We start from the raw sequence: 25498 nt of genomic DNA, 5'->3' as shown, positions 1-25498 counted from the left end.
GCGTCGAATCGTGTAGACACGTCTGGAGCGGATCGCGCATCATGAGCTGGCCAGTTGGCACGGGGGTGCTTGCTCCGTCGTGCATCGGCACGAGGCGCCCGGATCCGCTGCGCGAGGCGGCTCTTGTCGGGTGGACGGGTGGAGGGGAGAGCGCATGTTGAAGAGCATCGGTCGGTTCATCGTCGGGGTCTGCGTGGCAGCAGGGCTCGCGGCACTGGGCTGCGACAACAGCGGCGCGCCGGCGGCGGGGGGCAAGCCGAAGCTCGCCTACATCACGAACGGCGTCGCCCCGTTCTGGACCATCGCCGAGAAGGGCGTCATCGACGGTGCGAAGGAGTACAACGTCGAGGTGAGCGTCGTGATGCCGAGCGACGTGAACGACCAGATGCATCGGGTCGAGGATCTCCTGATCCGCGGCGTTGACGGCATCGCGATCAGCCCGATCGACGCGGAGAACCAGGTCCCGCTGCTCAACAAGGCGGCCGCGAAGACAAAGCTCATCACGCAGGACTCGGACGCTCCGAAGAGCGATCGCATCGTGTACATCGGCATCGACAACTACGTCGCTGGCCGGATGGCGGGGCAGCTCGTGAAGGAGGCGATCCCCGGCGGCGGCAAGGTGGCCATCCTGGTCGGGCGGCTCGAGGGGGACAACGCCCGCAAGCGCCGTCAAGGCGTGCTCGACGAGCTGCTCGATCGCCAGGACAGCAGCGCTGGGAACGACCCGCTCAGCCAGGAGCTGAAGGGGGCGAAATACACCATCGTCGCGACCCTGACCGACCAGATCGACGCCGCCAAGGCGAAGAGCAACGCCGAAGACATGATGTCGGCGCACCCGGACCTCGTGGGCCTGATCGGCCTGAACGCGTACCACACGCCGGCCCTGCTCGAGGCGGTCAAGCAGGCGGGGAAGATGAGCTCGATCCAGGTCGTCGGCTTCGACGAGCAGGACGCCACGCTGCGCGCGATCCAGGACGGCGAGGTGGTCGGCACCGTGGTGCAGAATCCGTACATGTACGGCAAGGAGTCGGTGCGCGTGCTCTCGGCGCTCGTGCGGGGGGATAACTCCGTCGTGCCCCAGGACAAGTTCATCTCCCTGCCGGCCCGGCAGATCCGCAAGAGCAACCTGGGCGAGTTCTGGGCTGATCTGAAGCAGAAGGCGGGCCAACAACCGTGAGCCCGGCGTCGGGCTGCGCGGCGCCGCGCGCGCACCGCGCCGGCGACGCCTGACGTGGACTGACGCGAATGACAGCCTCCTCGCCCGAACTGGACGCGACGCCGGTGCTCGAGGCGCGCGGCCTCACCAAGCGCTTCCCCGGCGTGCTCGCGCTCAGCGGCGTGCACCTCACGCTCGGCCGCGGCGAGGTGCTCGGCATCGTCGGCGAGAACGGCGCTGGCAAGAGCACCCTCATGAAGATCCTCGCCGGCGTCGAGGCGCCCGACGCCGGCGAGATGCTCTTTGACGGGCGGCCTGTCGCGCTCGGCTCTGTCAGGGAGGCGCTCTCCCGCGGGATCGCGCTCATCCACCAGGAGCTCAATCTGGCGGACAACCTCGATGTAGCGGCCAACATCTATCTTGGCCGGGAGCCGCGGCGGGGCGGCTTCATCGACGAGGGCAGGATGGAGCGGGAGGCGCGGGCGATCATGGCGCGGGTCGGCCTCGCGTGCTCGCCGCGCGCGCTCGTCAGCGGCCTGTCGCTCGGGCAGCGGCACCTTGTCGAGATCGCGAAGGCGCTCTCCGCGAACGCGCGGGTGCTCATCATGGATGAGCCCACGTCGTGCCTGTGTCCGCACGAGGCCGAGGCGCTCTTCCAGGTGGTGAGGGAGCTCCGCGCGGGCGGGATCAGCGTCGTGTACATCTCTCACCGTCTCGGCGAGGTGAGGGCGCTCTCGGATCGCGTGCTCGTGCTGCGCGACGGCGAGAACGCGGGCGAGCTCTCGCGCGAGGAGATGAGCCACGATCGCATCGTGAGGTTGATGGTGGGCCGCGATCTCTCGCAGTTCTATCCGCACGTCCCGAACCCGCCGGGCGAGCCGGTGCTCGAGGTCTCTGGCCTCCGGACGCCGAGGCACCCCGAGCGAGCGCTCTCCTTCACCGTGCGCGCCGGGGAGATCGTCGGCGTGGCGGGGCTCCTCGGCGCGGGGCGCACATCGCTGCTCCGGACGCTGTTCGGCGTCACGCCGGCGGCCGGAGGCGCCGTCCGCGTTGCCGGGCGGGCGATCACGCCGCGCGCCCCGCGAGACGCCATCGCCGCCGGGATAGGCCTGGTCCCGGAGGATCGCCAGCAACAGGGCATCATCCTGGAGATGGCGATCCGGGCGAACGTGAGCCTCCCGAGCCTCGGCAGGGCGCAGCGCTACGGCGTCCTCGACCGCGCGGGCGAGCGCCGGATGTCGGTGCAGATGATCCGGGAGCTCGGCGTGCGGACGCCGAGCGACGTGCAGCCGGCGCAGCACCTGTCCGGCGGCAATCAGCAGAAGGTCGTCATCGCAAAGTGGCTCTCGATGTCGCCGCGCGTCCTCCTCCTGGACGAGCCGACCCGCGGCATTGACGTCGGCGCCAAGCACGAGATATACCAGCTGATGGAGCGATTGGCAGCGAGCGGCATGGCCACCCTGTTCGTCTCCAGCGACATGGAAGAGGTGATGGGCATGTCCGACCGTGCGCTGGTGATGCACGAGGGGCGCATCGCCGGCGAGCTCGGCCGCGCCGAGCTGAGCGAGGAGGCGATCATGCAGCTCGCGACCGGCAGCGACGCCGCGGCGTGACGCGGCGTGACCAGGACCCATCGAGGCCAGAGAGCATGTCTGTGACGACGACACAGGATCTCCGGGCGCGCGGCGCCGCGCCGGCCGCGCCGCTCGTGCACAGCACGCGACGGAAGGTGCTCGGCGTCTTCTGGCTCCTCCTCGCGGTGTCGCTCGGCACCGCGCTCCTGAACGGGAGGTTCCTCCTCGCAGAGAACCTCGAGAACCTGATCCGGCGGACGGCGCTGTTCGGCATCCTCAGCATCGGGGCGGGCTTCGTGATCATCACGGGCGGTATCGACCTGTCGATCGGCTCGGTCGTGGCGCTCGCCGGCTGCATGCTGCCGTGGCTCCTCTCGGTGCAGCACTGGCCGGCCTCGCTGGCGGTGCCCGTGCTGCTCGCCATCTCCCTGTGCATCGGGCTCGCGCACGGGCTGCTCATCACGAAGCTCCGGCTCCAGCCGTTCGTGGTGACGCTCTGCGGTCTCTTGCTCTACCGGGGCACCGCGCGCGGGATCTCCGGCGATCAGACGCAGGGGTTCGGCGTCGGGTTCGAGTCGCTTCGCTACCTGTCGGTCGGCAGCCCGGTGTCGGTCCCCGTGCCGTTCCTCTCGTGGATCTCCGAGGGGCGCTTCAGCCCCTACGCGGTGCACCCGTTCACCGGCGTGAAGACGCGGCTCGATCTGATCGCGTGGATCGACATCCCGATGCCGTTCCTCTTGTTCCTCGCGATCGCGGTGGCGGCGTCGATCTTCCTGAACCGCACCGTCTACGGCCGCTATCTGATGGCGCTGGGCCGCAACGAGCAGGCGGCCCGCTACAGCGGGGTCGATACCGACAGGATGACGATCCTCGCGTATGTCCTCTGCTCGGTGCTCGCCTGCTTCGGGGGCATGCTGTTCGCGTTGGAGGTCAACTCGGCCCAGCCGGTCGATTTCGGCAATTTCTACGAGCTCTACGCGATCGCCGCGGCCGTGCTGGGCGGCTTCAGCTTGCGCGGCGGCGAGGGCGCGGTGCTGGGCGTCATCCTGGGCACCGCGCTGATGCAGGTGCTGCGCAACGCCATCAACATGCTGGGCGTCCCGACCCAGATCGAGTTCGCGGTCATCGGCGCCGTCATCCTGATCGGCGTCATCGCGGACGAGGTGGTCAGGCGCTACGCGGCGGCGAGGCGCAAGGTGGTGGGCTCGTGAGCTCATGAGCTCGCGGCGGCGAGCTCGCGGCCGCGCTCCGTCGAGCCCGCGATGGGCGCGGCGCCGTTTGCGTCGATCGCCAACCCGCGGTTGACGGTTTCGGTGTTGGTGGATCCGCGTCGACACGGCGCGTAAAGCGCAGCGTCGCTGTCCTTGCCAGGAGCTCGGCATAGCGGCGCGCAAGTGCGCGCAAGCGTGGGAAGATCGCGTGCTACGCTACAACATTGCTGGCGTCCCACGCGGAGCCGGAGCGAAGTGAGCGCAGGGGGCCCGGGCCGCGATCCGCCAGCTCGATCTAAAAACATCAACCAAGTCGCTGTCTTACGGTAGCCGTGGAGCGGTCTTCACGCGACGGCCACCCGATGGAAAGGGAATGGCGTGATGCTGAAGCGCATTTCTTGTGGCACTACAATTATTTACCTGACGCTCGGGCTCGCGGGCTGCGCGCTCGACACGGATGCAGAGGAGCCGATGGCCGGGGAGTCCGCGGTCCCGTTCCCGTTCGGCGCTGCCGGCACGGCCCCGCCAAAGGGTTCGGCCCTGAAGGCCGTGGGCGCCGGCCTTGCCGCCAAGGGGGTCGGGGTACCCTCTGTGTGGGGACCTGCTGAGAAGTCCTTCCTTGGCACCTCGACGACCGCGGCCTCGAGGGTCTACTTCACCGGTCATCGCGGCATCGTGTCCGAGGTGTTCTATCCGGTGCTCGACACCGTGAACACCGTCGATCTGCAGTTCCTGGTGGGGGACACGGCGAAGACCTTCGTCGACGAGGAGAAGCAACAGAGCTTCACCGTGTCCCAGCCGGACAAGCGATCCATGCGCTGGCAGGCGACGACCAATAACAGCGCCCACAACTGGCGGATCACCAAGACGATCTTCACCGATCCAGGGCGCAACGCGCTGATCCAGCGCGTCCAGTTCGACGCTCTGGGCGGCAGGAACGTCACCCAGTTCGACCTCTACCTGCTCCACAACCCGGCGATGGACAACTCAGGGGCCGGCGACACGTCGAGGACCGTGGCGGCAGGGGGGCGCACGCTGCTCGTCGCCTCGGAGAACAGCCGCGCCTCGGCGCTCGCCACGTCGCGCCCCTGGAAGGTGGTGAGCGGCGCGCCGATGGTGTCGAGCGGCTTCGTCGGCGAGTCGGACGGCTGGACCGACCTCCTCGGCGGGAACGTCGACAGGACCATGACGTGGCGAAACGACCTGGCGAGCGGCGGCAATGTGGCGCAGATGGGCTGGATCGATCTCGGCACGAGCGCCGTCACGAGCGTCTCGTTCGACGTCGTGCTCGGCTTCGGCGCGACCGAGACCGAGGCGACCTCCACCGCGAACGCGACGCTCGGCAGCAGCCTGAGCACCCTGCAAACCACCTACGACAACGGGTGGAAGACCTACGCCGCCGGGCTCAGCAGCCAGAGCGCCACCGCCGACGACCAGTATTACCTCGCGGCGATGTCGCTCAAAACGATCCAGGACAAGTCGAACGGCGCCATGATCGCGGGGATGGGCACGCCCTGGGGCGAGACCAACGGCGACGGCAACAACGGCGGCTACCACCTGGTCTGGGCGCGCGATCTCTTCAAGTTCGCCAGCGCGCTGGTGACGGCCGGCGACACCGCGACCGGGACCTCGGTGGTCAACTACCTGTTCAACACCCTGCAGCAGTCGAGCGACTGCGGCGTCGCCGAGTACAACGCGCCGAGCTGCCCGCAGGGCTACAGCCGCGTCGGCCGCTTCCCGCAGAACGCCTGGGTCAGCGGCTGGCAGTACTGGCAAGGCACGCAGATGGATGAGCAGGCGATGCCGATCATCCTCGCGTGGCGGCTCGGACCTTCCGTTTACAACCCGCTGTGGACGAAGATCAAGAGGACCGCCGACTACATCGTCAACACCGGCCCATGGACCCAGCAGGAGCGCTGGGAGGAGAACGCCGGGTACTCGCCGTCGACCATCGCGGCGGAGATCGCGGGCCTCGTCTGCGCCGCCACGATCGCCCGCGCGAACGGCGACACCACCAGCGCGGCGCGCTACATGGCCGCCGCCGACTACTGGCAGCAGAGCGTCGACCGCTGGACGTTCACGACCACGGGGTACCACGGCGACGGCCGGTATTACATCCGCATCAACCCCTCTGCGCGGGGCAACACCGGCAGCGGGCCGCAGGTGTACAACCCGGTGTCCGGGCCGGACGCGGCGATCACCTTCACGATCGGCAACGGCGGCGGCACGCACGACCAGCGTTACATCGTCGACGGCGGGTTCCTCGAGCTCGTGCGGATGGGGGTGAAGCGGCCCGACGATCCCTCGATCGTCGCGACGCTGCCCGAGTACGACGCCATCCTGAAGCGGACCATCGCCGGCAAGGGCGACGCCTGGTTCCGCTACAACTACGATGGATACGGCGAGAAGAACGACGGCGGCAACTTCGACGGGAGCGGCGGCCGGGGCCGGCTGTGGCCCATCTTCACGGCCGAGCGCGGCATGTTCAACATCGCCAGCACGGGTGTCGGCGCCGACGGCAACCCCTTCCTGACCGCGGTGAAGGCGTTCTCGACGCCGCAGGGCTTCATCCCCGAGCAGGTGTGGAGCGAGACGACGGACGTCACCGGCTGGTCCGTCCAGAAGCCGGCGAACGTCACGGCGGGCACCCCGACGCGGTCGATGAGCCCCCTGAACTGGGCCATGGGCGAGTACATCAGCCTGCTGGCGTCGATCCGGGCGGGCAGGGTCGTCGATATCCCCTCGGTGGTCTGCGGCCGCTACAACACGTGTGTGGTGCCGCCCGCGTCCGGCGAGGCCGGCGTCACGGTCAACGTCACCGCGACCACCGTGGTCGGCCAGCAGATGTACGTCACTGGCAACACCGCGGCGCTCGGCAGCTGGAACACCGATCTCGGTGTCCCGGTCGATCCGCGCAGTTACCCCGTGTGGACGAACCGCGTCAACCTGCCGGCCAGCAGCGCGCTCCAGTACAAGTACTATCGCAAGAACGCCGACGGCACCGTGACCTGGGAGAACCTCCCGGGCGGCGGCAATCGCACGGTGAGCACGCCCGCGTCCGGCGGGACGCTCACGCTCAACGACACCGTGAGCTGGTAAGTCGGACGTGGCGCGCGCGGCGCGCGCGGCGAGCCTACGCCGCGGAGCGCTCGGGCTCGCAGGCGCGCCCATCCTTCATCGGGAGCGTGAAGAACACCCGCGTTCCCCGGCCGAGCTCGCTCTCCACGCGGATCGTGCCGCCGTGGCGCTCGACGAGGTTCTTGCAGATCGACAGGCCGAGCCCCGTGCTCTTCTCGCCGCCGGTCGACCGGGTGCTCGTCCTCCGGAACTTGCTGAACAGGCCGCTGATCTCGTCCGGGCGAATGCCCAGGCCCTGATCCTCGATCATCACCTCGATCGCCTGACCGACCCTCCGCGCGCGCACCGTCACCGTCGTGCCCGGATGAGAGAACTTGAACGCGTTGCTGAGCAGGTTGCTCAGGACCTGCTCGATCCGCGCGACGTCGCAGCAGACGGGCGGGAGATCGGCGGGCACGTCGACGTCCACCGCGATCCCCTTCCGGCCGGCGCCGTGCTCGTTCAGGGAGACCGCCGCCGCGATGATGCCCCGCAGGTCGGCCTCCTGCATGCCAAGCACGGCGTGCCCGTGCTCCAGCGTCGTGATGTCGAGCAGGTTCTCGAGCAGCTGCAGCGCGAACTCGGCGTTGTCCTGGATCTTCAGGGCGTAGCGCCGCGTGTCCTCGGGCCCCGCGCCGACGCCGGCCAGCTGCATCTTCGAGAACCACTGGATCGCTGCGATCGGATTGCGCAGATCGTGCGCGGCGATGCCCATGAGCTCATGGGTCCTCTGGGTCGCCTCGGCGAGCTGCTGGTTCTCGACGTGGAGCGCGTCGGCGCTCGTCTTGAGGCTCGAGAGGAGCCGCTGGCAGCGGCTGATGCGCTCGTGCTGGGCGAACGCGTCGCTCAACACGCCGGCGAGCGCCGGCGGATCCCACGGCTTGGAGATGAACCTGTACACGCCGCCCTCGTTGATGGCCTGGATGGCGGCGCTCGTGTCCGCGTAGGCGGTCATGAGGAGGCGGACGGTCTCCGGGAATTCGGCCTTGAGCCTCGCGTAGAACTCCGTGCCCGTCGTGCCCGGCATCCGCTGATCGCTGAGGACGACAGGGATGGACCGCTCGCGCAGGATCGCGTGGCCCTGCTCGGCGCTCTCCGCGATGAGGACATCGTAGTCGCGCCGGAGCTCGCGGCGGAGCGCCTTCAATGTCTCGCGCTCGTCGTCGACGATGAGCAGCGAGCGCCGCTCGCCGGAGGCGTGCGTCATGGGTCGAGCTCCTTCGGTAGCGTGATCGTGAAGGTGCTGCCCACCCCGGGGGTCGACCGGGCGGTGAGCGTGCCGCCGTGCTGATCGACGATGATCTTGTGGGAGATGGTGAGGCCTAGCCCCGTGCCCTGCCCGACAGGCTTGGTGGTGAAGAACGGATCGAAGATCCGGCCGAGGACGTCAGGGGTTATCCCGGCGCCGTTGTCCTCGAACTCCAGGACGACCCCGCATTCTTCATTGCGCTCGCGGATCACGATACGACCGTTCCCCCGGCCTCGGCACTCGACCGCCTGGGCCGCGTTGATGAGGAGGTTCAGGAACACCTGGCTGAGCTCCGCCGGCTTGCAGCGCAGCTTTGGCAGCTCGGCCCACTCGACCGTCACCCGGACGCCGCCGTCCTTCAGCGTCGGTCCCGCGATCGCGAGGGTGCTCTCCAGGCACTCCTTCAGATCGCAGCGCTCCTCCTCCGCCCGGTCGATCCGCGTGAAGGTCCTGAGGTCCTCGACGATCTTCTGCACGCGCGCGAGGCCTCCCAGCGTGCCTTTCACGAGATCCCCCGTATCCTCACGCAGAAAGTCGAGCTCGACCTCCGCGCGGAGCGCCTCGGCGAGGCCCTTCACGTCGTCCGAGCCTGCGCTGACGGCGGCCCGATCGAGCGCCTCGTAGGCCGCAAACAGCCGATCGAGCGACTCTGCCAGGGTGTGCACGTTGCTGCGGACGAAGGCGAGCGGGTTGTTGATCTCGTGGGCCACGCCGGCGGCGAGCTTGCCGAGCGCGTTCATCTTCTCGGAGTGGACGAGCATCGATTGCGTGGCGCGCAGCTGCTCGAGCGACCGCTCGAGCTCCTTCTGCTCGGAGACGAGCCGCCGCTGGAGGCTCGAGATCCGCGAGTTGAGCGCGGACACCTCGGCGACGACGCGCTCGAGCTCGATGACGTCGAACTCGGCGAGGAGCAGCAGGTCGTGGCCGACCCGCCAGACCTCCCCCCGGAGGCTGTGCGCGATCGACCGGAGATCCCCGAAGTGCAGCATGCCGCTGTAGATCGGCTCCTCGGCGCCGCGCCCGGCCGCGGCGAGCTGCGCGAAGCTCGGGCTGACGAGGCGAGCCTCGGCGCGACCCGGCTCGCCCGCCCCAGCGAGCAGCCGGCGCATGCCGTGGTTGGTGAGCCTCGGCGCGCCGTCCGGCGTGAACACGCCAATCGCGAGCGCGGTCGAGGCCATGAGGAAAGCGGCGGTGCGCTCCGCGACTGGACCGCTGAGCTCGTGTTCCGGCGGCGGGGCCACGAGCGGCGCTCCTTCGTTTTCTCCTGCGCTTTGCGTCCTGCGCGGTTCCATCGGAATCATCGGAAGCCGAGCCTCTCCCTCGCTCGCGGCGGAGGCGCTCTGTCTTTGCCAGGCCGGCGCGGAGCTCGCTATGCGAAACGCACGCCGCGGGGCCTGCGCGTGAGGGCGCGGAGCGGGGTCATGCGCTCCGCTTCGCGAGGAGCTGCTCCGCCGTGCGGACGGCCCGCTCTGCGCTCGGCGCCGAGCCGTCGGCCCCGAGCTGCCTCCAGAGATCGTCGACGACGCAGAACGGCTGGCCCCCGACCAGGACGACGACGCCCCTGCACCGATCGTCGCCGCGCGCTGCGGCGATCACCTGGCGGACGCTCGAGAGCTGATCGCTGAGCGCGGCCGAGACCGCGAGGACGTCGGCCTTCCGCTGGACGACCTCCTGGAGCACGTGCTCGGCCGGCGTGCTGGCCCCGAGATAGAAGGTGTCCCACCCCGCCATCTCGAAGTAATCGGCGACGAAGCGCGCGCCGATCTCGTGGAGGTTCCCGTCCACGGCGGTGGCCACGAGGCGACGGCCGGCGCGATCGGCGCTGACCACGTGTGGATAGAGCTGGCTCAGGATCATCTGCGTGACCGCCGTGCAGTAGTGCTCCCCGGCGATGCTGAGCTGACGGAGCTGCCAGCGCCGGCCCAGCTCGTACTGGCACGGCTGCAGCACGTGAGCATAGATGTCCTTGATCGGCGTGCCCGCGTCGACCGCCTCCCGGATGGCCCGCACCGCTCGCCTTCGGTCCCGCTCGAGCAGCGCGTCGAGGTAGCCGCACGCGACGGCGCCGAGCGGAGCCTCCGGGCGGACGAAGCTGGGATTCTCGGCGTGCATCGAGGTGAGCCGCTCGATCGCCGCCGCCAGGTACCGCCGCGGCGCCTCGGCGAGGCGCTCCGGCAGCGTGAGCGCTAGGACGTCGCCGAGCGCGCGCAGGTAACCCACGAGCTCGGCGGGGTCGAGGCCATGCTGCACCAGCAGCGTCTGCGCCCACTCCGCATAGGCGCTGAAGAGCTCCGGTGAGTCGTGGTCGATCGCCGCGGCGAGCTGCGCGACGTGGCGCCTGGCGTCGTCGAGGCAGAGGGCGCGCTTCGCGCCGGCGGCGAGCGCGTCCGCCGGGCGCCGCATGAAGCTCAGCGCGACGCTCATCGGCGCGATGCGCGCCGCCGAGCGCTCGATGGCCTCCGCCGGCGAGCCGGCCTCGCCGGCGGCGTACGGGGCCTCGGGGATGGCCGCCAGCGCGGCCGGCGTCACGAGGGGCGAGGCGCAGAGGCGCTCCCGGCCCGCGGCCAGCGCGTCCTGCGCCAGCGAAGAGAGCGCCGGATCGAGCTGCTCGCCGATGCTCTCGCTCAGGGCGTCGAGCGCGGCCCCGAGCGCGCGCCGGGGCACCCCGAGCGCCTCGAGGAACACCGCCGTGAACGCGCAGTACTCGCAGAGCTGCCGGGCGCCCGCCGCGCGGAGCGCCGCGGCGAGGGCGTCGATGTGCGCCGCGAGGTCCACGTGGCAGCGCGAGAGCGCCTCGCGCTCGCCGCGCGCTCCGAAGGCGCGCGGCGCGACGGACGCAGCCTCGAGGCGGGCGAGCGCGGCGTCCCTCAACGATTCTCGGCGAGCGACGAGCTCATCGGCCGCCCTGTCACGCTCTGTGGTCACCATGCCCGCGTATGTGGTGACGCGCCATGGTCGCCGCACGTGCGATATCGCACGGGCCCGCCCGACGACGCTCCGGCGGGCGGCCGCCGCCGGAGCGTCGTCGCGCGCCGCGCGCCGAGGGGCCCGCCAGGCTTGAGGCGGCGTCGTGCTTCAAGCTACCGTCTCTCCCGCGTCTCAAGGGAGCGTCGTCGTCCGGCGCGGGAGCTGAAGAACGATGTCCATCTCGTTGGTGCGGAACGCCTACGGCAAATCGAGGGTGCGGCTCGTGAAGGTCCGCCGCGCGGGCGCGCGGCACGAGCTCACCGACGTCCAGGTCGACATCCAGCTGGAGGGCGAGTTCGACGACGCCTACATGAAGGGTGACAACAGCAAGGTGCTGCCGACGGACACGATGAAGAACACCGTGTACGCGCTCGCCAAGGGCCACCCCGTCGAGCCGATCGAGGACTTCGGCGTCCTGCTCGCAGAACACTTCCTCGGCAAGCCGCACACCCGGCGGGCGAGGGTAGATATCGCAGAGAACGTCTGGTCTCGCGTCGACGCGGGCGGCGCGCCGCACCCTCACGCCTTCCTCCGCGCGGCAGGGGAGCGGCGGACCGCGGAGATCTCCGCGGCTCCTGGCGAGGTCGAGATCACGTCCGGCATCGCAGACCTCCTCGTCCTCAAGACCACCGGCTCGGCGTTCTCGGGTTTTCCGCGCGATGAATACACGACGCTCAAGGAGACCGGGGACCGCATCCTCTCGACGCTCATGGTGGCCCGCTGGCGCACGGGCGGCCGCGACCCGGCGCCCACGGCGACGTGGGAGCGCGCCCGCCGCGCCCTGATCGAGACGTTTGCAGAGCGACACAGCCTCTCGGTGCAGCACACCATCCATGACCTCGGGGAGGCGGTGCTCGCCGCCTGTCCTGCCATCGACGAGGTGAGCCTCTCGCTCCCCAACAAGCACTGCCTGCTCGTCGATCTCGCACCCTTCGGGCTCACCAACGACAACGAGATCTTCGTCCCGGTCGACGAGCCGCACGGGCTCATCGAGGCCACGATGAAGCGAGGGAGCTGACCATCGGGCGCGGCCGTTTTTCTCGACATTCCGACGATGTGCCCGGTACAGTGCGGCGCATGGACCAGCTGGCGGGCCCGGACGAGCTTGAGGTCGCGACGAGCTACATGAACGCAGTCCTCAACGGACCGTTCATCGCCGTGGAGTGCACGGGCGACGTCGGGTCTCTCGAGATCGCCGCGTGGAGCGCCGGGGCGGAGCGGCTGCTGGGTTATACCGGGGAAGAGGTGATTGGCCGCCTCCTCGCGGACACGGCGCTGGGCAGCGCTGAAGTCGACCTCTGGCGACGCCTCTGCGACGGTCAGGGCGGCGCGCCGCTCACCGTCGAGCACCGGCGGAAGGACGGGCGCGTCGTCGCGTGTGTGTGGGTGCACGAGCCGGTGCGCGGCGCCGACGGCCAGGTGGTGCGCAGGCTCTTCATCGGGCAGGACGTGACCGACCGCGGCCGCCTCGCGGACGTGTCGCGGGACGACTCGATCATCCTGCGCGCCATCCTCGATCACGTCCCGATCGCCGCGTGCAAGTATGATCGCGACGGGGTCTTCACCCACCACGACGGCAAGGGGCTCGAGCACTCGGGCGTGAAGCCTGGGGCGCTCATCGGCAAGAACGTCTTCGACCTCTACGGGTCCAGCCCGGAGGCCGCGGACGGGATGCGGCGCGTGCTGGCGGGGGAGGTCGTGGAGAACCAGGTCGAGACCCACGGCGTCACCTGGCGGTCCTGGCTGCTCCCCGTCTTCGACGAGCGCCGCGCGCCGAACGGCGCGGTGTCCGTGACGTTCGACATCACGGACATGAAGCGCAAGGAGGTCGAGCTCCAGGCGAGGCTCGACATGATCCAGGCCCAGCAGCAGGTGATTCGCGCGCTGTCGACGCCCATCATCGAGGTCTGGGATCGCGTGCTGACGCTCCCGATGGTCGGTGTCGTCGACAGCGTGAGGACCTCCGAGGTGATGGACAGCCTCCTCGACGCGATCTCGAGCAAGGGGGCGCGCTTCGCGATACTCGATCTGACCGGGGTCGACGCGGTGGACACGAAGACGGCGAGCTACCTCATCGAGATGGTCCGCGCGATACGGCTCCTCGGCGCGGAGGGGGTGATCACGGGTATCCGCTCGAACGTGGCACAGACGATGATCGCGCTGGGGGTCGATCTCTCGGGGATCATCACGATGGGCAACCTCCGCGCCGGCCTCAAGCTCTGCATCCAGCGGATGAACGGCGCCGACGCCGCCGCGGCCAACGGCGCGCGGCGGGCCGAGCCCCGCTGATCGGAGCTTCGAGGGCACGATCGATCTCGGCGCCGGACCGAGCACGAGCCCCGAAGCGGAGGGGTCGATGCGGGCATGGCGGCGCGGTCGGAGCGGGCTATGGCGCTGGCGTACGCGGCGGCGAGATGTCGAGATCTGCCATCTTCCCCTCTCGCTCTAGCCGCCAGATGTCCTCGTCGGTGACGAACTCCTGCGCGAGGAGCGCTCGCGCCCGCTTGATCTTGGCGAGGAGGACGGGCTCCGTGACCGGTGTGCTCGACTCTTTGGTCGGCGCGGGCGGCGGCTTCATCAGCGAGAACGTCCCGCGCGCCGCGTGCCCCTCCGCCGTCTCGCCCTCGAGAATGTACGTGATGGTGAAGACATCCGGCTCACGCACCGTGTCGAGCCTCACCTCCACGTCGACCCCTTGCCCCGGTGGGATCTCGACCAGGCCGAGCGAGGCCTTCTCGTGCGGTGAGGCGCTCGACGCCCCCGCGTGGTGCCGCACGGCCGTGACCGCATCGATCCGGACCGGCGCGTCGCTGTGATGCCAGAGGCGGAAGGTCTGCCGGACCACGCCGTCGCCGTCCTGCCGGGGAAAGCGGGGCGTCGGCGTCGCCGCGATGGTCACGATCCCCCGCTCCGCGAGGTCCTGAAACATCATGTTCGGGATCTGGAGCAGGGCGCGGCCGGTGAGCTTCTCGCCCGCTTCGCCCTGGACCTCCACCCGGATCAGAAACTCGGAGACGAGCGCGGTTTGCGGGCGGCGCTCGTAGCTGTGGGTCACGAACGGCGCCTTCGTCTTCTCCGAGCCGCCGTCGTCGAACACCCAGGCATAACTCGCGGGCTTGAACGGCCTCGCGTCGGGGTTGTCCTTGAGCCCGACGTCGACGATCTGTGCCGTGAGCTCGAATTCACCGGGGGTGCTCGGCAGGAGCCTGTGGGTGATGACGACGATCCGCTCCGGCTTGCAGGCGTTGACCTTGTATCTCGGGACCTCGATCTGAGTCACCGCGTTGTTACGCCCGAACACGGAGATGGTGGGCATCTCGTACGATCCGTCCATCTCGGGCCAGATGCGGAGCGGCACCCGCGATCCGGTGCGCGTGCCAATGACGCTGTGGAGGTATTCGTCTGTCCCGTTCGTGGTATGGGAGCGCACCGTGATGAGGTTCTCCTCACCGGCGCACACTTCCGGCTTCTCGACCTCGATCTCGTCGATGAGGGGGGCCGGGTCCTCCGCGGGCGCCCTCGTGCTTGCCGTAACGGCGCTCGCCGCGCGTCTCGCGCTCGGGGGGGCCTCCGGCGCGCTTGCCCTCGGCGCTGCGCGGACGGGCTCGGGCGTCTTGGGGGCACGGATCGACCAGACCAGGACCCAGAGCGCGGCGGCGAGCAGCACCACACCGACCCATCGCGCCTTTGACCGATGCGCACCGATCCTGGTCGTCATGGCCTGAGCTCCTCATTCCATTGTGCTCGAACGTTCGTCAGTACCAGCACCCGTAGACGTTGCCTCCGGAGTTCCACTGGACGTTGTGGTTCGTATCGGCGGACCAGACGGTCGCGCCGGCCTGCGTCCCCCAGGGGTGCCCGCTCCAGCCGCCGATGCGGTCGGGGCTGATGGACACGGCGACGGTCTTCGGGTCGTCTCGGACCCCTCTCCACAAGCTGCTGCTGCCGGTGTCGCATGCGTGCGAGGCCATGCAGTTCGCGACCTGATTGGCGGCCTTGTCGCAGACGTCCGTGAGGCAGACGATCGATGTGCCGATCGAGCCCCAGAACCCCAGGCTGTTCTCGCAGCTGTCCATCACCCCGTCGTGAAGGGCGTTGGCCGCGCTGGCGAGCTTGGCGTGGCTGTACGTGTACGGCGGGATGGCGCCCTGGCCGTCGAGATAGTGCGCGTAGGCCAGGAATGACGAGCAAACCATACCGTTGTTCCACGCCGGCCCGCCGGTGGGCGTGCCCTCGGTGTTGCGGTACTGGAAGAACGAGTAGTGCACCCGGTCGCCGCGAACGCTCAGCCGAGGGATCTCGACCCCTTCGTCGATGATCGAGCGTTCGGCGTAGTAGGGCACCTCCCACCAGATGGCTTCGCCGATCGACGCGGCCCGCTTGGGATCGCCGACCTGGTAGGTCAGCGCGGCCGGGCCGCTCCCGCCGCTCCCGTAGAGGAAGCGGTAGATCCCACCCTGGTTGACCTGCGCGAGCCCGGGATAACCATCGAGCAGATCGTTCGATACGATGGGCGTGCTGCACACCTCAGGCCAGGAGTTCTCGCGTGGCTGCTTCATGGTGGCATGCGTCACCCACCGTCCGGGTCCGTGTGACAGCATCGAGTGCGTCCGGAACTCGCCGACGGCGTTAAGGACGTCTCCGATCGGCCCCGAGCCGGCGCTGAACACCGCCGCGCCGTTCGGCGCGTTCCAGCCGGCGCTGGAGTACCCGCACGCCTGCTCGGCGGCGGCAGCGGCGGAGGCGAGGCACGACGATACGATGACGAGCGGTAGGACGAACGCTGGTTTCACGGGCGCACCTCCGATCGAGAGCATGGCCGTCGAGACACGGGGCAGTGAAGCGGGCGCGTGGAGCGTCCTGGGCTCTGACGGACGAACGCCGCGAGCGGCCCGAGCCGGAGGGGGCGCTCGCTCGAGATACGGAAGGATGACGCTCCAGAGGCGGCGCGTGCGGGTGCCCCACCCCCGGCAGATAGTGTGGTCTGAGGAAACCGTGGGCAAGAAGAAAATGGAGGCGCGATTGCCTTCTACCGCCGTGATCGAGCCCCTCAGGCGGGCGGGCCTGGCTAATGCACAGGATGATGCACAGGATGATGCACAGGATGATGCACAGGATGATGCACAGGATGATGCACAGGACGGACCGGCGGGACCCGGGGACGCCTCATCGGTTGACGGGAGGCAGCGATCCCCGTCCCGGGGCTCCGAGCACCTCGACCGCCCCCTCCGACGACAACAAGATCTGCGGGTTGGCCTGCGCCGGCGAGATCACGTTGAGCACGCCCCTCGCGCGCACGCGCAGGCCTGGCTTGATGAACTTGTTGCGCGCGTCCACCGGCGCGCCGTGGTGCGCCGCCCAGCCCCGCGCGAGTTTGTCGCGGATCGCCTTGAAGAGCTCAGGATCGCTGAAATTGACCAGCGTATACTCGCGCTCCACCCGATCGCTGTCGACGACGCGCAGCGCCCAGATGTCGAATTTGATCTGCGGGCTCCTCGGGAAGAGCACGAGATCGCCCTCCAGCGCGATCGGCTGGCCGTGACCGGCCTGCATGCGCTCCAGCACCTCGATGGGCCTCGAGACGGCCGGATCGAGCCGCAGGTGGATCGGGCGGTCGGGGTGCTCGGCGATCACGTAATGCAACCGGATCTTGTCATTGCGCCACAGGTCTCGCACGTGCTCAGGGCGGGTCACGAAGACCGGCACCACCTTGTCTGCGAGCTCGACCACGAGGACCTTGCCCTCGGCGTCGACGCCGTGCACACGACCCACGAGCTCGCGCCCCCCAAGGAGCGCCGCGGGGATCGTCGTGTCGTGCGCATAGGACGGCGCGTCCACGCCGGAGGAGAACCGCGTGATCACCTCGATGCGGCGCACGCGGACATGGCGCTGAGGGCCCTTTTTCTCGAGGTTGCCGAAGACGCGCAGCCGGTCATGCCGCCGGAGCCCGGCGAGCTCCCGCGCGACCTCGGGCGACCCCGGGATCATCGGAAAGTCAGCGTAACGGAAGAAATCGTGCGGGAGCCGGTAGGTGAATACGAAGAGACCGGCCTCAGCCGCCGCGCCGTGCATCCATCCATCGAGCCCGCCGCCGGCGAGCGCCGCGGCGATACCGGCATCATCGTCCGGGTCGATCACGGCCGAGGGATCGCGCGGGGTCGGCGTCGCGTGATGGATCGGAGTCGCGCGCGCGGGCGGCGCGGCCGGAGCCTGTGTCGACGGAAGACTGCAGGCGGACGGAACGATCAAGAGGGCGAGAAGCCAGCCGAACACCGCGACCCCAGGTTGACCCATGCGACAGCATAGCAATATCGGAGTCGAACCCGCACGGAGACCGTGGAGTGCCTGAGCGGCGCTATCGCCTGCTCCGGTCGAATCGGGCCCGCAGAGCGATCCACACGAACGTTGGAGGCTCATGTGGACGCCCTGGAGCGGCCTCTCGCGGTGGAGCTGGAGATCAGGCTCTCCCGGATGCTGCGATGGCGCGGGTCGGTCGTCCAGCGTGGATGAAACACGACGTGGAGCGTGAACGGCTCGACCTCGAAGGGGAGCGGTCGGGTCGTGAGCGGGAGCCCCGAGGCGCGGACGATGCGCGCGGGCAGCGTAGCGACGAGCTCGGTCTCCGCTGCCAGCGAGAGCGCGAGCAGCAGCGACGGCACACGCACCTGCACGTCCCGCGATCGTTCGAGCCGCGCGATCGCCCGCTGTACCGTCGAGAGCCCCGGCAGCGCGTTGCCCACGACGACGTGCCCGCACGCGAGGTACCGCTCGAACGTCGCGCGCCCGCGCGTGAGCGGGTGCCCACGCCGGGTCACGATCACGTGTTCGTCGTCAACGATGGGGCGGAACACGAACTGCTCCAATCCGTCGATGTCCACCCGCGGGATCAGCGCCAGGTCGACCTCCCCGCGCTCGAGAGCGCCGATCGTCTCCAGCGAGGGCTGGACGATGCGCAGCGTCGTCATCGGCCGCGCCTCGGCCTGCTGCGCGAGCCACGGCCTCAGCACGACCAGGGTGCCGTAGTCAGACGTCGCCACGCGCAGCGGAAACGGCTCGTCCTCGCGCTTCTGGCGGACCATGGGATCGAAGACCGTGCGCAGCGCCCACAGGGCGCGCTCCACGTCGGGCTGGAGCGCGAGCGCCATGGGCGTCGGCTCGAGGGCGCGGCCGGTGGACACGAACAAGGGATCACCGAAGACCTCTCGGAGCCGCGCGAGCGAGCGGCTCATGTTGGGCTGCGTCGTGCCGAGGCGCCGCGCCGCCTGGGTCACGCTCCGCGTCTCGAGCAGGTGGTGGAGCGCGCGCAGCCCGTTGAAGTCGACGTCCTCGATCCGCATCTCCGGATCATATCCCGCGCGACATGGCAGGCATCACGCCGAAGCATGACTCGTGTGCGACCGCGCGCCGTACAACCGAGGCATGCGTGATGTTTCGCTCGATGAAGCTCCTTCGCTGACGCCGCCCGAGCCGCCGATCGTGCCTCGCCGGCCCTCCACGTTCATCCGCCCGTGGCTTCGCCGGATCGGCGCCGGGCTCGGCGCCGTCGTCGCGCTCGGGGCGGCGCTCGTGATCTGGGCCGGACTTGGCAGCCCATCGAAGCTCCCTCGCGTGGAGCTCGCCGTGCCGCCGCAGCGCGCCTCCGCGTGGGAGGACGTGTTCGCGCGCGGCCAGCGCGTGCGGCTCTGTACCCTCGAGACGGGCGAGGTCGGCGGAGCGCGCTCGATGTTGCTTCGCAGCGACCACGTCGCGTTCGATCGCGCCCGCGAGCACGAACCGCTGCCGATCTACGCGCACCTCGTCCGCCATCCCGCGCGCGGCGACGTGCTGATCGACGCCGGCCTCTCCGCCCCGTTCGAGCGGGATCCGTTCGGCGACATCCGCGCGCCGGTGAGCTGGCTGCACCGGGCGATGGGCACGCGGTTCACGCTCCCAGCGGGGCGCTCGCTCGGTGCTCAGCTCGCGCGCTTCGGCTCACGCCCGCGTCAGGTCTACCTGACGCACGTTCATGGCGATCACACCGCCGGCCTCGGCGAGCTCCCGGGTGACGTGGAGATCGTGACCGGCGAGCACGAGGCCGACGATCTCGCGGGGCACCTCGGCTACGGGCACTTCGCCGAGGGAGCGACGCTCTCGGAGCTCTCGTTCGCGCGCGGCGTCCCCATGCCGCCGTTCGACCTGGCCATCGACGTATGGGGCGACGGCGCGCTCTGGGCGCTCCCGACGCCTGGCCACTCGCGCGGTCACCTCTCGTTTGTGGTCAACGCCGAGTCCGGCCCGGTGCTGCTCGTCGGTGATGCATCTCATTACGCCTGGGCATTCGAGCGCGGCATCGGCCCGCGCGGTCCCTCGGCGAGCGACGAAGCCGTGGGACAGCGGAGCCTGGATCGCCTGCGCGAGCTCGTCCGCGCCCACCCGAGCCTGCGCGTCGTCTACGGGCACGAAGCGCCCCAGGTGATCTGCGAACTCTCCCCCACGCCGTGACGCCGCGAGGCGCGCGGCGCGTGGGAAGCCGCTGGTCGAAATTGGAGAGTTTTCGGCGGCTCGTGATCAATACGCGCCGGAGCGGGAATTCCAGGAATCGCTGTTCGTGTGCGCGGCGTGGGTGGCTTGGAGAGGTGCGACGGCGTCGCGCTATCGCCTCGCTGCTCGGGCTGGCGTGCGCCCGGTCCTGCTGGCCTGACGCGGCGCGTGTTGCGTCAAGTGGCGGCCAGTCGATCCATAATATGACGGGAGTGGAGTCTTCGGGCAGTATCAGACTTCGCCTGCGGATGGTTCGTTGTTGACCGCTGTCCGGCCATTGAACGGCGGCGTCTGGCGCTGTGAATTGGTGGGAGCAGCGCTTGACGTCTGACGAGGCTTCACCGTAGGTTGTGACCGACGGTAGGAGGTCACGGTATGGCTGACTTAGGATATCGTCGCTGGCGAGCCGGTCACGCGCTCATAGCGACGCTCGCGCTGACGGCCGCGGCCGGGTGCGGTAACGGGCAGATTGGAGCTTCGGGCTCCGAGTCTGGCCCAGGCTCCAGCTCCGGGGGGGACGGCTCGACGTCCGGACAAGAAGATCCCCCGGTGTGCGGCGCCGAGCGGATCCTCGCACCGCAGCGGCGTTTGACGCGATTCGAATACAACAACACGGTCCGAGATCTCCTCGGAACGTCCCTCACCCCAGCCGATCAATTCCCCCCGGATGAGATCGCCGGCGGTTTCAACAACAACGCGACGGTGCTGACCGTATCTGCGCTGCACGCGGAGAAATACCTCCTGGCTGCCGAGGCGCTCGCGACCGAGGCTGTTGCGGGCGATCTGTCGAAGCTCGTGCCGTGTGATCCGGCCGCGGTCGAGGGGCAAGTCGCTCAGGAGGAGGCGTGCGCGCGGCAATTCGTCCAGGACTTCGGCCGTCGCGCGTACCGCCGACCGCTCGAGACGTCGGAGGTCGACCGGCTGATGCGCGCCTACGCCGCAGGGCGCACGGACGGGTCGTTCCGTGAGGGCATCGAGGTCGTCATCCGGGCCGCGCTGCAATCGCCGAAATTCCTGTTCCGCCTGGAGCTGCGTCACGATTCCGATGCCGCCTCGTCGCGGGTGCGCCTCGACCCGTACGAGATGGCGTCGCGCCTGTCGTACCTCGTCTGGGCGTCCGGCCCCGACGAGGAGCTGCTCGATGCCGCGGAGGCGGGCCAGCTCGATACCCGCGAGCAGCTCGCCGAGCGAACCCGCCAGATGCTGGAGCACCCGCGGGCGCGCCGGGCCATCACGGAGTTCTACAAGCAATGGCTCAACCTCGGGAAGCTCGGGACCATCGTCAAGGAGGAGAGCAAGTTCCCCGGGTACAACGACGAGCTCGTCGCGGGGATCAGCGCGGAGACTCCCGCGTTCGTCGAGCACGTGCTGTGGTCCGGGGACCACAAGCTCTCGAGCCTGCTCACGCTGCCCGTCGGCTTCGCCACCGAGTCCGTCGCCGAGCTGTATGGCGTGACGGTCCCGCCCGGCTCGACCACACCCCAGCTCGTGCAGCTCCCGCCGGACCAGCGCGCAGGGGTGCTCACGCAGCCCGCGTTCCTGGCCGTCCACGCGCACCCCGATCAGACCTCTCCGGTGCTGCGCGGCAAGGCCATCCGCTCGAAGTTCATGTGCCAGGATCCGCCGCCTCCCCCTGACGACGTCGACCTCACGCCGCCCACGGGCGATGAGGGTGTTACAGCGCGTGAGCGGTTCAACCAGCACGCCTCCAATGAGAGGTGCGCCGGCTGCCATAAGCTGATGGATCCGATCGGCTTCGCGTTCGAGAACTTCGATGCCGTGGGCGCGTACCGCACCCAGGAGGGCGGGCAGGTCATCGACGTCTCCGGGGAGATGGTCGCGTCCGATGACATGGACGGCCCGTTCGTCGGCGTTCGCGAGCTGGCGGAGAAGCTCGCCGGGAGCGCGCAGGTCCGCGAGTGCCTCGCGACGCAATGGTTCCGCTACACGGCGGGCCGCTTCGAGAACGTCGACGACGAGTGCTCGCTCGACGGACTGCGCGCAGGGTTCCACGGCTCGGAGGGCGATCTCGTGGAGCTCATCGTGGCGACGACGCAGACCGACGCGTTCCTGTACCGCAGCGCGATCGCAGAGGAGGAGTGACATGAACCCGCGAATGATCTCTCGACGGCGGATGCTCCAGGGCGCGCTGGCGGCGACGGCGACGATTCCGCTTCTCAACTCCGAGCTGGCCCGCGGGCAAGAGGCCACCGCGCCCAAGCGCTTCGTGGTGTTCTATACGCCGAACGGCACCATGGAGTCGAAATGGATGCCCACGGGCACCGAGACGAACTTCACGCTGAGCCCGCTGCTCCAGCCGCTCTCGCCGTTCAAGTCGAAGATTATCCCGATGCGCGGGGTCAACATGAACGTCGTGGTCAACTCCAACGTCGGCTCCGAGCACGCTCGGGGCATCGGTGGACTGCTGACGGGGCGGGCGCTGCTCAAGGGCAACTTCAAGAGCTTCATGTCCACCAACGCCGGCTGGTCGTCGGGCATCTCGCTCGATCAGCACATCGCGAACAAGCTGCAGCCCAAGACGCTGTTCAAGACCCTGGAGCTCGGCGTCCAGGTCCGTGACGCGGAGGTGCGTGGCCGGCTCAGCTACGCCGGGCCGGACCAGCCCATCCCCCCCCGCGAGGACCCTTACGACACGTTCCAGCAGCTCTTCGGGGCCACGGTGCCCGACCCGGGCCAGGACCCGGGCGGCTCTACCGCGCTGGATCGGCTCCGCGCGCAGCGGCGGACCGTGTTCGATCTCCTCCGCGAGGACATCGCCGACGTGCGGCCTCGCATCGGCAAGGAAGATCGCCTCAAGCTCGACTCGCACCTGCAGTCGATCCGGGACATCGAGGCGCGCCTGGCCGGCGGCGGCTCCTCGAACGGCGGCGGCGGTACCCCGACCACGGGCAGCTGCCAGGCCCCGTCGCTGGGCGACCGCATCGACCTCTCGAAGGACGACAACATGCCCGCCATCGGCAAGCTCCAGATGGATATGATGGCCGCGGCGCTCGCGTGCGACCTCACCCGGATCGCCACGATCCAGTGGTCGTACGCCGAGAGCGAGCACCTCTACCCGTTCCTCGGGCTCACGCAGAATCACCATGCCATCTCCCACGAGTGGAACGCGGCGGGGGACGAGAAGTACATGAAGATCCACACGTGGTTCGCGGAGCAGCTCGCCTACCTGCTCGGGAAGCTCGACTCGTACGCGGAGGGGGATCGCACGCTCCTCGACAACACCGTCGTCCTGTGGGTCACCGAGATCGGCGAGTCGAGGCAGCACGCGCTCACGAACATCCCGTTCTTGCTCGCCGGCAGCGGGGGCGGAGTCTTCCGCACCGGCCGCTTCGTGGACTATCTGGCGAACGGCGGCTCTGCCCGCCAGCACAACGATCTGCTCGTCACGATAGCGAACGCGATGGGGACCGACGACAAGACCTTCGGCGACCCGCAGTACAGCACTGGCGCGCTTCCCTCTCTCACCTAGAGCGACGGTCACCCGCTTCGGATACGGGCCCACCTCGACGTTTTCGGTGCTCAGCGCACTGGAGTGCGCTTGCGCGCCGAAAACGCCGATCTGGGCCCGTCTCCTGTGCAGGAGACCGCCGTTCTGCTCGGCATGGTGCAGAGGTGGGCGGAAACCGCATCAGCCGCTCCAGAAGCCTTCGTCCTGCGCACGGGAGAGCGCGGGCGCGGGGAGCGTCACGGGGTGTTCATTGCCCGGCGGTCACGGCGCGGAACCGGAACGTGGGGTCGCGGTCGGTGCCGCCAGGCCTCGCGGCGCGCCAGCCGAGGTGGTGCGCGTAGCTGCCCAGGTGGCCGTCCTGCTCGAGCCGCTCCTCCGCGACGGGGTCGCGGCGCTCGGCGAGCGGGCTCACGTAGAGCGCGTCGGTCGGGCAGTAGAGCTCGCACATGAAGCAGGTCTGACAGTCCTGCTGGCGCGCGATGACAGGCGCCTCGCCGGGCCGCGCCTCGAAGACGTTCGTGGGGCAGACCTTGACGCAGAGGTTGCAATCGATGCAGCGGGCGTCGCTCAAGAGCTCGATCACGCGAGATCTCCTCGGTTGAAGGGCCGGTGGGAGGGGCCAAGCGGGCTCCGGCGGGGCTCGACCCAGACAGACGAGAGCCCGCCGGTGGTGAGGTGGTGGGCCTGCTCGGGATCGGTGTCCGGCAGGTCCGTGCGCTGGTGCAGCCCCCGGGACTCGGCGCGCACGAGCGCGCTGCGGTAGCAGAAGCGCGCCGTGGCCAGCAGCGCGGCCGCCTCGCGCGCGCGGACCTGCGCGACGCCGGCGGCGCGGAGGCGCGCGCTCGCGTCGCGCCACGCGCCCTCGAGCCGCTCGACCGACGCCGACAGCTGGTCACCTTGCCGGAAGAGGTTCTTGTCGAGCGGCAGCATCTCCTGCCGGACGAGGTCGATGACCTCCCCTGCGTCGAGCCCGCCCTCTGTCCCGCTGGGCCGGAGGCCGACGGTCCCGGCGGCGCGCACGGCCCTCGCCGCGGCGCGGTCGCCCAGGCTGGCCGCGAAGCGCGCCGCGGCGTGGCCAGCCCAGGTGCCGCTCGAGATGGCCCAGGCGGCGTTGGGGCTCCCGCCGCCGCTCGAGGCGCCGACGATGAGCTCGCGCGAGGCCGCGTCGCCCGCGGCGTAGAGCCCCGGGACGCTCGTCGCGCACTCCTCGTCGACGACGCGGATCCCGCCGCTGCCGCGCACCGTGCCCTCCGCGCGCAAGGTGACCGGGAAACGCTGCTTGAACGGGTCGATCCCGAGCCGGTCGTGCGGCAGAAAGCAGTTCGGCTGGCCGTCGCGCAGCCAGCGCTGGATCTCGGGGCCGGCGCGATCGAGCACCGCATAGACCGGCCCGCGGCGCAGCTCCCTCGCCACCGCGAGCATGCGATTCCCCCGGCTGTCGATCTCCTCGCCCGACTCGGTGGTGAAGGTCGCCCAGAAGTACGGGAGCCCCTTGGTGACCGAGGCGTAAGCCGGGCTGATGCCATACTGGGCCGAGAACTCCATTCCGGAGAGCTCCGCGCCCACCTCCGCGGCCATCAGGTAGCCGTCGCCCGTGTTGACGTCGCAGCCGAGCGCCTTGCTCAGGAACGCGCAGCCGCCGCTGGCCAGCACCACGGCGCCGGCGCGGATGCGCCACGCGGCGTCCTCCTGTCGGGAGTAGCCCTGCGCGCCGGAGACCACCCCGTCGCTCGCGAGCAGCTCGAGGGCAGGGGCGTGGTCGAGGATGCGGACGCCGGCGCGCCGGAGCTGCCGGCGCAGGAAGTACATGTAATCGGGGCCCCTCAGGTTGGCGCGGTACTGAAGGCCGCTGTCGTCCACGGGGAAGGGGTAGCCCCACGCCGCGAGCTGGTTGATCTGCGTCCAGGTCGCGTCGAGCACGCGCGCCATCCACTCGTGGTGCGCGAGCCCGCCGCTCCGCGCATAACGGCTCTCGATCGCGCGCTCGCGGGCGTCCCCGTCGGGCGCCACGTACCAGGCCCCTGTGTTCGCGGGCGCTGTCGCGCCCGACGTGCCGCAATAGCCCTTGTCGACAAGCACCACGCCGCGCGCGCCGCTCGCCGCGGCCCCCAGCGCGGCCCACGCGCCGGCAGGGCCGCCGCCGATCACCAGCACGTCGGCGACGTCGTCGATCTCGGAGGCGCGGGGAGGGGACAGCGTCGCAGGGGTGTTCATCGGGATCCGCCGCCGCGGGCC

The 25498-nt window shown here is 69.7% G+C and carries 18 protein-coding genes; 9 read left to right on the top strand and 9 right to left on the bottom strand.

Going from position 1 to position 25498, the window contains the following annotated elements:
- Positions 1–154 precede the first annotated feature (154 nt).
- The 4 genes from WME79_RS22765 to WME79_RS22750 all read left to right on the top strand — a co-directional run bounded on the left by WME79_RS22765 (position 155) and on the right by WME79_RS22750 (position 7040).
- Complete coding sequence (locus WME79_RS22765; protein WP_437538900.1) at positions 155–1177, top strand: sugar-binding protein; 1023 nt, start codon at positions 155–157, stop codon at positions 1175–1177.
- Positions 1178–1245: 68 nt separating this feature from the next.
- Positions 1246–2769 carry a sugar ABC transporter ATP-binding protein gene (locus tag WME79_RS22760; protein WP_437538898.1) on the top strand — a complete coding sequence of 508 codons (1524 nt, stop codon included), beginning with the start codon at positions 1246–1248 and terminating at the stop codon, positions 2767–2769.
- 35 nt (positions 2770–2804) lie between these two features.
- A complete protein-coding gene (locus WME79_RS22755; RefSeq protein WP_437538896.1) occupies positions 2805–3941 on the top strand; it encodes an ABC transporter permease in 1137 nt (378 codons plus the stop codon).
- A gap of 471 nt (positions 3942–4412) precedes the next feature.
- Positions 4413–7040: a glycoside hydrolase family 15 protein gene (locus tag WME79_RS22750; protein ID WP_437539913.1), complete on the top strand. Its 2628-nt coding sequence runs from the start codon at positions 4413–4415 to the stop codon at positions 7038–7040.
- A 34-nt stretch (positions 7041–7074) separates the two neighbouring features.
- Here WME79_RS22750 and WME79_RS22745 read toward each other — a convergent pair whose 3' ends face one another.
- From WME79_RS22745 to WME79_RS22735, 3 genes are all read right to left on the bottom strand, one after another.
- Positions 7075–8265: an ATP-binding protein gene (locus WME79_RS22745; RefSeq protein ID WP_437538894.1), complete on the bottom strand. Its 1191-nt coding sequence runs from the start codon at positions 8263–8265 to the stop codon at positions 7075–7077.
- Positions 8262–9548, bottom strand: a complete 1287-nt coding sequence (locus WME79_RS22740) for a sensor histidine kinase (RefSeq protein ID WP_437538892.1) — start codon at positions 9546–9548, stop codon at positions 8262–8264. The genes WME79_RS22745 and WME79_RS22740 overlap by 4 nt, the downstream gene beginning before the upstream one ends.
- 178 nt (positions 9549–9726) lie before the next feature.
- Positions 9727–11235 carry a cobalamin B12-binding domain-containing protein gene (locus WME79_RS22735; RefSeq protein ID WP_437538890.1) on the bottom strand — a complete coding sequence of 503 codons (1509 nt, stop codon included), beginning with the start codon at positions 11233–11235 and terminating at the stop codon, positions 9727–9729.
- A 211-nt stretch (positions 11236–11446) separates the two neighbouring features.
- Between WME79_RS22735 and pucL the strand changes: the two genes are divergently transcribed.
- Positions 11447–12292: a factor-independent urate hydroxylase gene (pucL, locus tag WME79_RS22730; RefSeq protein ID WP_437538888.1), complete on the top strand. Its 846-nt coding sequence runs from the start codon at positions 11447–11449 to the stop codon at positions 12290–12292.
- A 59-nt stretch (positions 12293–12351) separates the two neighbouring features.
- Positions 12352–13563, top strand: a complete 1212-nt coding sequence (locus WME79_RS22725) for a PAS domain-containing protein (protein ID WP_437538886.1) — start codon at positions 12352–12354, stop codon at positions 13561–13563.
- A 97-nt stretch (positions 13564–13660) separates the two neighbouring features.
- Here the strand turns inward: WME79_RS22725 and WME79_RS22720 are convergent, their stop codons facing one another.
- The 4 genes from WME79_RS22720 to WME79_RS22705 all read right to left on the bottom strand — a co-directional run bounded on the left by WME79_RS22720 (position 13661) and on the right by WME79_RS22705 (position 18611).
- Positions 13661–14992 carry a hypothetical protein gene (locus WME79_RS22720; RefSeq protein WP_437538884.1) on the bottom strand — a complete coding sequence of 444 codons (1332 nt, stop codon included), beginning with the start codon at positions 14990–14992 and terminating at the stop codon, positions 13661–13663.
- A gap of 37 nt (positions 14993–15029) precedes the next feature.
- Complete coding sequence (locus WME79_RS22715) at positions 15030–16067, bottom strand: hypothetical protein (protein WP_437538882.1); 1038 nt, start codon at positions 16065–16067, stop codon at positions 15030–15032.
- A 373-nt stretch (positions 16068–16440) separates the two neighbouring features.
- The gene (locus tag WME79_RS22710) at positions 16441–17568 is read right to left on the bottom strand and encodes a hypothetical protein (RefSeq protein ID WP_437538880.1); all 1128 of its coding nucleotides are present in this window, start codon (positions 17566–17568) and stop codon (positions 16441–16443) included.
- Between the two features lie 119 nt (positions 17569–17687).
- A complete protein-coding gene (locus tag WME79_RS22705) occupies positions 17688–18611 on the bottom strand; it encodes a LysR family transcriptional regulator (RefSeq protein WP_437538878.1) in 924 nt (307 codons plus the stop codon).
- Positions 18612–18693: 82 nt separating this feature from the next.
- Here WME79_RS22705 and WME79_RS22700 point away from each other — a divergent pair, with 82 nt between their 5' ends.
- From WME79_RS22700 to WME79_RS22690, 3 genes are all read left to right on the top strand, one after another.
- Positions 18694–19755 (top strand): MBL fold metallo-hydrolase, encoded by a 1062-nt coding sequence (locus tag WME79_RS22700; RefSeq protein ID WP_437538877.1) that lies wholly within the window; start codon positions 18694–18696, stop codon positions 19753–19755.
- Positions 19756–20382: 627 nt separating this feature from the next.
- On the top strand, positions 20383–21897 hold the full coding sequence (locus tag WME79_RS22695) for a DUF1592 domain-containing protein (RefSeq protein ID WP_437538875.1): 1515 nt from the start codon (positions 20383–20385) through the stop codon (positions 21895–21897).
- A gap of 1 nt (position 21898) precedes the next feature.
- Positions 21899–23284 (top strand): DUF1552 domain-containing protein, encoded by a 1386-nt coding sequence (locus WME79_RS22690; protein ID WP_437538873.1) that lies wholly within the window; start codon positions 21899–21901, stop codon positions 23282–23284.
- 226 nt (positions 23285–23510) lie between these two features.
- Here the strand turns inward: WME79_RS22690 and WME79_RS22685 are convergent, their stop codons facing one another.
- Both WME79_RS22685 and WME79_RS22680 read right to left on the bottom strand, forming a co-directional pair.
- Complete coding sequence (locus tag WME79_RS22685; protein ID WP_437538871.1) at positions 23511–23846, bottom strand: 4Fe-4S binding protein; 336 nt, start codon at positions 23844–23846, stop codon at positions 23511–23513.
- Positions 23843–25477, bottom strand: a complete 1635-nt coding sequence (locus tag WME79_RS22680) for an FAD-binding protein (protein ID WP_437538869.1) — start codon at positions 25475–25477, stop codon at positions 23843–23845. The genes WME79_RS22685 and WME79_RS22680 overlap by 4 nt, the downstream gene beginning before the upstream one ends.
- Positions 25478–25498 lie beyond the last annotated feature (21 nt).

The sequence above is a fragment of the Sorangium sp. So ce726 genome (assembly GCF_051521405.1).
Taxonomy (GTDB): Bacteria; Myxococcota_A; Polyangia; order Polyangiales; family Polyangiaceae; genus Sorangium.
The sequence above is the reverse complement of the archived record's forward strand: the minus strand, read 5'-3'. Positions and strand labels throughout refer to the sequence as shown.

Coding starts and splice junctions, on each gene's coding strand:
- WME79_RS22765 (WP_437538900.1), top strand. CDS start 155: ATGTTGAAGAGCATCGGTCGGTTCATCGTCGGGGTCTGCGTGGCAGCA.
- WME79_RS22760 (WP_437538898.1), top strand. CDS start 1,246: ATGACAGCCTCCTCGCCCGAACTGGACGCGACGCCGGTGCTCGAGGCG.
- WME79_RS22755 (WP_437538896.1), top strand. CDS start 2,805: ATGTCTGTGACGACGACACAGGATCTCCGGGCGCGCGGCGCCGCGCCG.
- WME79_RS22750 (WP_437539913.1), top strand. CDS start 4,413: ATGGCCGGGGAGTCCGCGGTCCCGTTCCCGTTCGGCGCTGCCGGCACG.
- WME79_RS22745 (WP_437538894.1), bottom strand. CDS start 8,265: ATGACGCACGCCTCCGGCGAGCGGCGCTCGCTGCTCATCGTCGACGAC.
- WME79_RS22735 (WP_437538890.1), bottom strand. CDS start 11,235: ATGGTGACCACAGAGCGTGACAGGGCGGCCGATGAGCTCGTCGCTCGC.
- pucL (WP_437538888.1), top strand. CDS start 11,447: ATGTCCATCTCGTTGGTGCGGAACGCCTACGGCAAATCGAGGGTGCGG.
- WME79_RS22725 (WP_437538886.1), top strand. CDS start 12,352: ATGGACCAGCTGGCGGGCCCGGACGAGCTTGAGGTCGCGACGAGCTAC.
- WME79_RS22720 (WP_437538884.1), bottom strand. CDS start 14,992: ATGACGACCAGGATCGGTGCGCATCGGTCAAAGGCGCGATGGGTCGGT.
- WME79_RS22710 (WP_437538880.1), bottom strand. CDS start 17,568: ATGGGTCAACCTGGGGTCGCGGTGTTCGGCTGGCTTCTCGCCCTCTTG.
- WME79_RS22705 (WP_437538878.1), bottom strand. CDS start 18,611: ATGCGGATCGAGGACGTCGACTTCAACGGGCTGCGCGCGCTCCACCAC.
- WME79_RS22700 (WP_437538877.1), top strand. CDS start 18,694: ATGCGTGATGTTTCGCTCGATGAAGCTCCTTCGCTGACGCCGCCCGAG.
- WME79_RS22690 (WP_437538873.1), top strand. CDS start 21,899: ATGAACCCGCGAATGATCTCTCGACGGCGGATGCTCCAGGGCGCGCTG.
- WME79_RS22680 (WP_437538869.1), bottom strand. CDS start 25,477: ATGAACACCCCTGCGACGCTGTCCCCTCCCCGCGCCTCCGAGATCGAC.